At 75.1% G+C, this 8,980-nt stretch carries 10 protein-coding genes and 1 tRNA gene; 5 read left to right on the top strand and 6 right to left on the bottom strand.

What is annotated here, in order from left to right; all coding sequences use genetic code 11:
• Positions 1 to 161: 161 nt before the first annotated feature.
• Positions 162 to 716: a dTDP-4-dehydrorhamnose 3,5-epimerase gene (gene rfbC / locus VGL30_RS04600; RefSeq protein ID WP_331537258.1), complete on the top strand. Its 555-nt coding sequence runs from the start codon at positions 162 to 164 to the stop codon at positions 714 to 716.
• 51 nt (positions 717 to 767) lie between these two features.
• Here the strand turns inward: rfbC and VGL30_RS04605 are convergent.
• From VGL30_RS04605 to hemC, 5 genes are all read right to left on the bottom strand, one after another.
• Positions 768 to 843 (bottom strand) — tRNA-Thr (locus VGL30_RS04605).
• A 51-nt stretch (positions 844 to 894) separates the two neighbouring features.
• Complete coding sequence (locus VGL30_RS04610) at positions 895 to 2,421, bottom strand: heme biosynthesis HemY N-terminal domain-containing protein (protein WP_331537260.1); 1,527 nt, start codon at positions 2,419 to 2,421, stop codon at positions 895 to 897.
• A complete protein-coding gene (locus VGL30_RS04615; protein WP_331537262.1) occupies positions 2,418 to 3,302 on the bottom strand; it encodes a COG4223 family protein in 885 nt (294 codons plus the stop codon). Before VGL30_RS04615 ends, VGL30_RS04610 begins: the two co-directional genes overlap by 4 nt.
• Positions 3,299 to 4,003, bottom strand: a complete 705-nt coding sequence (locus VGL30_RS04620; protein ID WP_331537264.1) for a uroporphyrinogen-III synthase — start codon at positions 4,001 to 4,003, stop codon at positions 3,299 to 3,301. Before VGL30_RS04620 ends, VGL30_RS04615 begins: the two co-directional genes overlap by 4 nt.
• 31 nt (positions 4,004 to 4,034) lie before the next feature.
• Positions 4,035 to 4,994 carry a hydroxymethylbilane synthase gene (gene hemC, locus VGL30_RS04625; RefSeq protein ID WP_331537266.1) on the bottom strand — a complete coding sequence of 320 codons (960 nt, stop codon included), beginning with the start codon at positions 4,992 to 4,994 and terminating at the stop codon, positions 4,035 to 4,037.
• Between the two features lie 75 nt (positions 4,995 to 5,069).
• Here hemC and tsaD point away from each other — a divergent pair, with 75 nt between their 5' ends.
• The 3 genes from tsaD to VGL30_RS04640 are packed head-to-tail and all read left to right on the top strand — an operon-like array spanning position 5,070 to position 7,501.
• Positions 5,070 to 6,158, top strand: coding sequence for a tRNA (adenosine(37)-N6)-threonylcarbamoyltransferase complex transferase subunit TsaD (gene tsaD, locus VGL30_RS04630; protein WP_331537268.1), 1,089 nt, complete (start codon positions 5,070 to 5,072; stop codon positions 6,156 to 6,158).
• The gene (locus VGL30_RS04635; RefSeq protein ID WP_331537270.1) at positions 6,155 to 7,141 is read left to right on the top strand and encodes an NAD(P)H-dependent glycerol-3-phosphate dehydrogenase; all 987 of its coding nucleotides are present in this window, start codon (positions 6,155 to 6,157) and stop codon (positions 7,139 to 7,141) included. The genes tsaD and VGL30_RS04635 overlap by 4 nt, the downstream gene beginning before the upstream one ends.
• Complete coding sequence (locus tag VGL30_RS04640) at positions 7,142 to 7,501, top strand: Rieske (2Fe-2S) protein (protein WP_331537272.1); 360 nt, start codon at positions 7,142 to 7,144, stop codon at positions 7,499 to 7,501.
• A gap of 158 nt (positions 7,502 to 7,659) precedes the next feature.
• Here the strand turns inward: VGL30_RS04640 and VGL30_RS04645 are convergent, their stop codons facing one another.
• Positions 7,660 to 8,346, bottom strand: coding sequence for a MarC family protein (locus VGL30_RS04645; RefSeq protein WP_331537274.1), 687 nt, complete (start codon positions 8,344 to 8,346; stop codon positions 7,660 to 7,662).
• Positions 8,347 to 8,420: 74 nt separating this feature from the next.
• Between VGL30_RS04645 and pyrF the strand changes: the two genes are divergently transcribed.
• Positions 8,421 to 8,980, top strand: a 560-nt coding sequence (gene pyrF / locus VGL30_RS04650) for an orotidine-5'-phosphate decarboxylase (RefSeq protein ID WP_331537276.1), incomplete at its 3' end; no start/stop codon positions are given.

Consider the following 8,980-nt stretch of genomic DNA (forward strand, 5'->3'; position numbering starts at 1 on the left):
ATAGTCCGTATAGGTCTGGGCGCGCACGGCGGCCAGGCATTCGCCCAGCGTCGGCCCGCTCTCATAAACCACCACCACGACGCTCACCTGGGGGCCAAGGGGCTTGCCAATCGCCGCGGCGCGCGCCATCCGAAGGTTCACTCCCACCCATCCGGGCCGACATGACGACGATCACGCCCCAGGCCCTGGCCGAGGTCCTGCTTATCACGCCGAAGCGCCATGGCGATGCGCGCGGCTGGTTCGCCGAAACCTGGAGCCGCGAGGCCATGGCCGAGGCCGGCGTCACGGCGGAGTTCGTACAGGACAACCAGGCGTTCAACGCCAGGGCCGGCACGGTCCGCGGTCTGCATTTCCAGCAGGCGCCGCACCCTCAGGCCAAGCTTGTGCGCGTGCTGAGCGGCGCGATCTACGATGTCGCCCTCGACGTCCGTCCAGGCTCGGCGACCTACGGCCAGTGGGTCGGCGCCGAGCTCACCGCCGAACGCGGCGAGCAGCTCTTCGTCCCCCGCGGCTTCGCCCACGGCTACGCGACCCTCACCGACGACTGCGAGCTGTTCTACAAGGTCGATGGCCTCTACGCGCCGCAGACCGAGGGCGGCGTGCTCTGGAACGACCCGGACCTGGCCATCCACTGGCCGATCCGCGGCGAGCCGATCCTCTCGGAAAAGGACCAGGTCCTGCCCCGGCTCAAGGACATGGCGGCGGCGGCGTTTTAAGCGCCTCTTCTCGCGGTTTGCCGGGGGAGGACCCTGGCTCGCTTAGAAGAATGGTGCCGCCTGGGTGACTCGAACACCCGACCTACGCATTACGAATGCGCCGCTCTACCGGCTGAGCTAAGGCGGCCCATGGGCCTTTCCGGCTGCGTTCGGGGAGGTCCCGGCCGCGAAGGAGCGCCTATTTAGCGGCTCTCGGCGCGCTCGCCAAGCGGCCACGGCCCGAGCGGCGGCGCAGAGGCGGCGGCTGGTCTTCCACCGCCGGCGGATCGTCCTCGCCGTAGCCCTCTTCGTCGACCGGATAGGGTGCGGCGCCGAGGCCGTCGGCGATGATGAACGGCGCGGAGTCGGCATAGGCGATCGGCAGCTCCGGCAACTCGCTCAACCCCCGCTCGCGGCGTTCGTGACGCGGGTGGATGAGGTCGCCCGTCTCGGCGAAGGTGATCACCAGCCGCGCCCAGTCGGAGGCCTGGTAGGCGAAGGCGCGGCCTTCGGGGTCGAGGTCGGACCAGTCGGGCTCCTGCGGGGCGCCCAGGCCCCTGGCCATCCACATCCGCGCCTCGTCCGGCTGGCCGGCGGCGAAGGCGGCACGGGCGAACAGGGCGGCGATGCGGGCTGTGACCGGCTCGGCCTCCAGCGCCTGGCGGGCGACGCGGGCGGCGGCGGCGTCCCCCGCCACCAGGGCGCGCTCCACGGCCAGGATGCGGCTTTCGCGGTGGCCGGGGTTCATGGCCGCCAGGCCGGCCAGCCGTTCGGCGCGCTGGGCGGGGGTCTCGTCGGTGCGCAGGTCGCGGTAGGCCAGCCACAGCGCCGGGTGCGGCGAGGTCTTCCAGGCGCCTTCCAGCGTGGCCGCGGCGCGGGCCAGCTTGCCGTCGTCGCCCAGCAGGCGGGCGGCCATCACCACGCCCGGCGCGAACCCCGGCTGCAGCTTGGCCGCCTCGACGGCGTAGTCCAGGGCCTGGGCGCGGGCCCTGGGATCGGGCGCGCCCTCGAGCTGCGCGGCGGAGGCGGCGAGCAGGGCCGCGCGCGCCCGCTCCGCGACGATGGGCGAGACGATCTTGCGGTCCAGGGCGGCGCGCACCAGGGCCAGCGCCTGGTCCCAGTCGCCGGCGGCGAGCCGCGCCTCCAGCACCGCGCGCCAGGCCCAGGGGGCGGTGCGCGGCAGGGCGAAGGCCTGTTCGGCGTGGCCCCGCGCCATCTCGGCGTCGCCCTGCGCCTGGGCCAGCAGCATCAGGCCGCGATGGCCGGCCAGCCGCATCTCCGGAAATCCCAGCATGGCGGAATAGGCGCCCTGGGCGGCGAGGCGGTCGCCGGCGGCCTCGGCGGCTTGCGCGGCCAGCACGCGCACCAGGCCCGGCGTCTCCTCCGCCAGGTCGGCGGCCTTCAGCGCCAGGCGGCGGGCTTCGGCGCCGTCGCCGGCCGCCACCGCCAGGAAGCCGCGGCTCAGCGCCTCGGCGGCCTGCCGCCGGTGGCTGTCGGCGCGGGCCCGGGCGGCGCGGCGAGGCGCCTCCAGCACCCAGAGCAACAGCCGCCACACCAGCATGGCGACCAGGGCCGAGCCGACCGTGAGGATCGCTGCCGCGGCCGCGGTCATGTCGGCCCGCCAGCCCAGCCAGACGACGCTGGCCTTGCCCGGGTCGCCGGCCACCGCCAGGGCGGCGACCATGGCCGCGACGACCAGCAGGAAGACCAGGGCGATGCGGATCATCCGGCCCTCCGTGCGATCTGGGCGAGCTCCTGCAAGGCGCGGGCGCGCAGGGCGCCGACCCGGCGGTCGATCTCGGTGCGGCGCTCGGCGCGGGCCCGCCAGGGGGCGACCGCGTCGCGGACGGCGGGGGGCAGGGCGTCCAGCGCCTTCAGCGCCCGGTCGACGTCGCCGTCCTCCACCAGGCGCTCGGCCCGGGCCAGGACGGCGTCGGCGCCGCGGCCGGGCACGTCGCCCACACGGCGCAGGGTGATCACCCGGGTGAGCGCATAGCGGACCTGGGCCAGCAGGCCCGCCCCCTCGCCGGGCGCGCGGCTCGCGCTGGCGGCGCGGGCCGCGTAGTCGGGGAAGCTGGCGGCCAGGGCCGCGCGGCTGGGGGCGCCGGAGTCCGCCAGCGGCCGCAGGGCCGCGAGGTCGTCCGTGGGGGTGGAGACCGCCGCCAGGCCCGCCAGCTCGCGCGGGAAGGGCTGCGAGGACTGCGAGGCCTCCACCAGGGCCGAGGCGGCCAGCGCGGTGGCCGCGACCTCGGCGGTGCGGGCCTGGGCCTGCTCCACGGCGGCCAGGCGTACGGCGAGCCGGCCGATGTCGGCGCCAGCCGGGACGACGGACGGGGCGAGGGCGGTCTGGACCGGCGGGACGGCCGGGCCGACGGCGGAGCCGGACGGCGGGGCGGCGGCCGGGCGGCCGGCGGGCGCCGTCGACGCCGCCTGCGGGCGGTGCGCCAGCCAGCGCGGGCCGAACGCCACCACCGCGGCGCCGGCGGCCACGCAGAGCACGCTGAAGGCGATCATCACCCAGAAGCCGGGGCCCAGCACCCGGTGCGGGCGATAGTCCGCAGGGTCGCGCGGGGCGCTGACTTCGGCGGGGTCCGGCGAGACGCTCATGCGCGACGGCCTATCAGGTTCAGCAGCGCCGCTTCGGACGGACGCGGCGCAAACACCTTGCCGGCAAGCGGGGTCCCCGCCAAGGGCCTGATCGCCGCCTCGGAGATGGCCAGGACGCGCAGGCGCGGGGCCGGGAACGCGGCCAGGACTTCCGCCAGGGCGGCGGCGGCCTTCGGCGAATGCACCAGCGCCAGGTCGAGGCCGCCGAGCGCCGCCGCCTGCTCCGGGCCAAACGCCGCCGGCTCGCTACGGTAGACCGCCAGGCTGCGCGCCGCGAGGCCCAGGCCCCGCAGTCGGCCCGTCAGGTCGCCGGCCGGTTCCGCGGCGCCCGGATGCAGCACCTCGCCCGCCAGGCCGCGGCGCCGCACGGCGATCCGCTCGGCCAGGTCCGCAACGTCGCCGTCGGAGGCCAGCACTTCCGCGAACCCCGTGGCCCGCGCCGCCTTGGCGGTGGCTTCGCCCACGGCGAAGACGCAAAGAGCGCGCTCCGGCGAGCGGGCGGCGAAGGCGCGAACCCCGTTGGCGCTGGTGAAGGCCAGCGCGCCCACTCCGGCCAGGTCGATGGGCCCGCGGCCCTGGGGCGCGACGGACAGCAGCGGCGCCACGAACGGCTCATGGCCCAGGGCCCGCACGCGGACCGCCGTGGCGCCGGCCCCCGGCTGGGCGCGGGTGATCCAGACCTTCAGGGGCGGCTCGCTCATGGCCGGAAGCCTGCCCGCCGGCTGCGTCCCGTCAATCGGGAATGGCGAGGGCGTCGCCGGCCTCGTCGTGGATCGCGCCGCCCAGGGAGAGGCCCAGGCCGTGGGCGGCGGCGAAGGGATCGGCGGCGGCGGCGAGCTCCGTGTCGCCCTCGCGGCGGAAGCGCAGGCGTCCGTCGGGAGACAGGGCCTCCACCACCAGCTTCAGCCGGCCCTCCGCCAGCCAGGCGTGCGCCCCGATGGCCGTGCGGCAGGAGCCCTCCAGCGCCGCCAGCGCCCCGCGCTCCGCCGCCACGGTGAGGAAGGTCGGCCCGTGCTTCAGCGGCTCCAGCCAGGCCACGTCGCGGTCGGCGTCGCGCACCTGCAGGGCCAGCGCCCCCTGCCCCGGCGCCGGCGGGCTCTCGACCGGGTCGAGCAGGCTCTGCGGCAGGTGGCCCAGCCCCAGGCGCTTCAGGCCCGAGAGCGCCAGCAGGATGGCGTCGGCCTCGCCGGCGGCCAGCTTGGCCAGCCGGGTGTCGACGTTGCCGCGCAGGAAGGCGATCTGCAAGTCCGGCCGGCGGTGCAGCGCCTGGGCCTGGCGCCGCAGACTGGCGGTCCCCAGCACGGCGCCTTGCGGCAACTCCTCCAGCCGCGCGGCCCGGGGCGACAGGAAGGCGTCGCGCACGTCCTCCCGTTCCGGCGTGGCGGCGATGCACAGGCCCTGCGGCTGCTCGATCGGCATGTCCTTCATGGAGTGGACGGCGCAGTCGATGCGCCCGTCCAGCAGCGCCTCTTCGATCTCCTTGGTGAACAGGCCCTTGCCGCCGATCTCCAGCAGGCGGCGGTCCTGCACCCGATCGCCGGTGGTGGCGATCACCACCAGGGGCGCGACGCGAGGGGCGTCGGCCGGGTCGGCGCCCAGGGCCTCGGCGATGCGGCGCTGCATCTGGCCCGCCTGGGCGAGCGACAGCTTCGAGCCCCGGGCCCCGATCCGGACGGGCGGTTGCGTGGACACGGCGGGCGGTCTACCTCGATCGAGCAGGAGCCCGCCTGCTACAGGACGGCGCCCCGCCCCGCAACCGGAGGCCCCTTGCAGCCCGCTCTGATCCTCGGCCTGGAGACCAGCTGCGACGAGACCGCCGCCGCCGTGGTCCGCCGCGGGGCGGACGGTCGCGTGGACGTGCTGAGCTCGATCGTGGCCAGCCAGGTCGCCGCCCACGCCCCCTACGGCGGCGTGGTGCCGGAGATCGCCGCCCGGGCGCATGTGGAGATCATCGACGCCGTCGCCGCCGAGGCGCTGCGAACCGCCGGCCTGACCTACGCCGACCTGACCGGCGTCGCCGCCACCGCCGGGCCCGGCCTGGTGGGCGGGGTGATGGTGGGGCTGTCGTTCGGCAAGGCGGTGGCCCTGGCCCGCGGCCTGCCGCTGGTCGCCGTCAACCACCTGGAGGGCCACGCGCTGTCGGCGCGGCTGGCGGCGGACCTGCCCTATCCGTTCCTGCTGCTGCTGGTCTCCGGCGGCCATTGCCAGCTGCTCGACGTGGGCGGACCCGGCGCGCACCGCCGGCTGGGCTCGACCATCGACGACGCGGCGGGCGAGGCCTTCGACAAGATCGCCAAGGCGCTCGGCCTGCCCTACCCCGGCGGCCCGGCGCTGGAGAAGCTCGCCGAGGGGGGCGATCCGCGCCGCTTCACCCTGCCCCGCGCCCTGCTGGGCCGGGCGGGCTGCGACTTCTCCTTCTCCGGGCTGAAGGCCGCCGCGGCGCGGCTGGCCGAGGGCGTGGCGGACGCGGCCGGCCGCCGCGACCTGGCCGCCGCCGTCCAGGCCGCCATCGTGCGCCAGCTCTGCGAACGCACCGACCGGGCCATGGCGCTCTACGCCCGCGAGCACGAGGGCCGGAACCTGAGCTTCGTGGTGGCGGGGGGCGTCGCCGCCAACCGCGCGGTGCGGACCGGCCTGGAGGCCGCCGCCGCGGCCCGCGGCTTTTCCTTCGCCGCCCCGCCGCTGGCCTACTGCACCGACAACGCGGCGATGATCGCCCTGGCCGGCGCCGAGCGGCTGGCGCTCGGCCTGACCGACGGGCTCGACGCCGCCGCCCGGCCCCGCTGGCCGCTGGACGAGGCCGCCGCCCTGGCCCGTCCCAGCCATACCCCCGGGCGCAAGGGGGCCAAGGCGTGAGGTCCGCCGGCGTCATCGGCGGCGGCGCCTGGGGGACGGCGCTGGCCCTGGTCTGCGCCCGCGCCGGCCTCGACGTCATCCTCTACGCCCGCGAGCCGGAGGTGGTGGCCGCCGTCAACCGCGACCGGGAGAACCCGCTGTTCCTGCCCGGCGTCGCCTTCGACGTCCCCGTCTCGGCCACCGGCGACCTGGCGGACCTGGCGGCGTGCGACCTCCTGCTCAACGTCACCCCGGCGCAGCACCTGCGCGGCAGCCTCGCCGCCTTCGCCCCGCACGCCCGGGCGGGCGTCCCCATGGTGCTGTGCGCCAAGGGCGTCGAACAGGGCTCGCTGAAGCTGATGACCGAGGTGCTGGCCGAGACCTTGCCGCAGGCCGCCCCCGCCGTGCTTTCCGGCCCCAGCTTCGCCGGCGAGGTGGCCCGGGGCCTGCCGACCGCCGTCACCCTCGCCTGCCCGGACGAGGCCCTGGGCAAGGCCCTGGCCGAGGCCATCGCCACCCCGCTGTTCCGCCCCTACCTGGCCGGCGACATGATCGGCGCCGAGGCCGGCGGGGCGGTGAAGAACGTGCTGGCCATCGCCTGCGGCGTGGTGGAAGGGCGCGGCCTCGGCCGCAGCGCGCACGCCGCCCTGATCACCCGCGGCTTCTCCGAACTGACCCGCATCGCCGTGGCGCTGGGCGGCGAGGCCGAGACCGTCGCCGGCCTCTGCGGCCTGGGCGACCTGGTGCTCACCTGCTCCAGCCCGCAGTCGCGCAACATGAGCGTGGGCCTGGCGATCGGCCGCGGCCAGACGCTCGGCGAGGCGCTGGAAGGCAAGCTCTCGGTGGCCGAGGGCGTGGCCTCGGCGCCCGCCGTGCGGCAGCTGGCGAAGATGCTCGGGATCGACGTCCCGATCTGCGAGGCGACCGCCGCGATCCTGGCCGGCGAGGTCGGCGTCGACGAGGCGATCCGCGGCCTGCTCTCCCGGCCGCTTCGCGAGGAATAGGTGTCAGCCGCCGACAACCCGGCCCGCCCGGGGCCCGACGTGAGGCTCTGCGCGCTGGAAGAGATCGCCGATCCGGGCGGCAAGGGGTTCCGCTTTCGCGTGGAGGGCCGGATCTTCGCGGGCTTCGTCGTCCGCAAGGGCGAGTTGCTGGCCGGCTATGTGGACTCATGCCCCCACGCCGGCTGGCCGCTGGCCACCCTCGACGACCGCTACCTGACCCGCGACGCCGGCCACATCCTCTGCACGGGGCACGGGGCGCTGTTCACCCTCGACGGCCAGGGCGCGACAAACCCGTGCCTGGGGCTGCGCCTGACGCCGTGGGCGATCGAGGTGCGTGGCGATGAGGTTTTTACGGCGTAAAGGTCCCATGCTCCCCTTGGGGGAGCTGGCCGCGAAGACTGACTGAGGGGGTTTCCTCTCCGGCGCTCGGGATGGCCGGCTGTCGCTGACTCAGAGGCGGAAACGCCCTGCGTCTCGCGGCTGCGCCGCGAGCCCCCTCCCCCTGCGGGGAGGAACTGTCACTTCGCATACGGCCAGGCCGCTTCGGGCCGGATGATGCCGTGGGTGGAATCGGCGATGCCGGCCAGCAGGAACTGCACGGCCATGGCGCACAGGATCAGGCCCAGCACGCGCACGATGATCGACAGGCCGATCTTGCCCAGGAGCTTGCCGATCAGCGGCGTGGCGAGGAACGAGGCCAGGGTCGCCACCGACACCGCCGCGATGGCGCCGACACCCATCGCCGCGCCCGGCAGGCCGTAGGCCTTGGCCTGGCTGGCATAGATGATCACCGTGGAGATCGCGCCCGGCCCGATCAGTAGCGGCATGGCGAAGGGGACGATCATCTGCTCGACGCGGCGGCGGACATAGGTGCGCTTGTCGTCGGCGCTCGCCTCGGCGGCGTCGGCGAAGCTCGCGGTGAAGTCGTCGCCGATCATCTTCAGGCCGAGGACGAACAGGATCACCCCGCCGGCGATGCGGAAGGCCGGCAGCGAGATGCCGAAGAAGGTCAGCAGGCCGAGGCCCGAGAAGTAGAAGAAGGTCAGGAATCCCATGACGAAGAGCGAAATGACCAGGGCGATCTGCGCGCGTTCGCGGCCCGAGGCGCCCACCGTCGAGGCGGCGAACACCGGCACGTTCCCGACCGGATCGAGCAGGGCGAACAGCGCCACGAAGAAGTTGACCGCGAAGTCCCAATGGATCATCCACGGGCCTTAGCCCAAATCGCTGCGCCAGCCGACCCCCCGGCTTGCGCGTGTTCCTGCCCGGAGCCTTCGCCATGGCCGAAGCCGCGCCAATTCTTCAAGACAAGGGGGCATCGCCCACTCTTACGGCGGATAAACGCCTCATCGTGCCGCTGGACTTCCCCACGGTGGAGGAGGCGCGCGCGGTGGTGGCGGCGCTGGGCGACGCGGTCAGCTTCTATAAGGTGGGGCTGGAGCTCTTCGCCACCGACGGCATGGCGCTGGCCCGCGAGCTGAAGAGCCAGGGCAAGCAGGTGTTCCTGGACTGGAAGCTGCACGACATCCCGACCACGGTGCAGCGGGCCGCCGCGGCGATCTCCGGCGCCGGCTGCGACTTCATCACCGTCCACGCCGAGCCGCAGGTGATGGCCGCCGCGGTGCGCGGGCGCGGCGCCTCGTCGCTGAAGATCCTCGGCGTCACAGTGCTGACCAGCCTCACCGATGCTGACCTGGAGGAGATGGGCTACGCGGAAAAGGCCCGCGCCCTGGTCGAGCGGCGCATCCACCAGGCCATCGCCGCCGGCTGCGACGGGGTGGTGGCGAGCCCGCACGAGGCGGCGCTGGCCCGCGCGCTCGGCGGTCGCGACTTCCTGGT

This window comes from Phenylobacterium sp. (assembly GCF_036502675.1).
Lineage (GTDB): Bacteria > Pseudomonadota > Alphaproteobacteria > Caulobacterales > Caulobacteraceae > Phenylobacterium.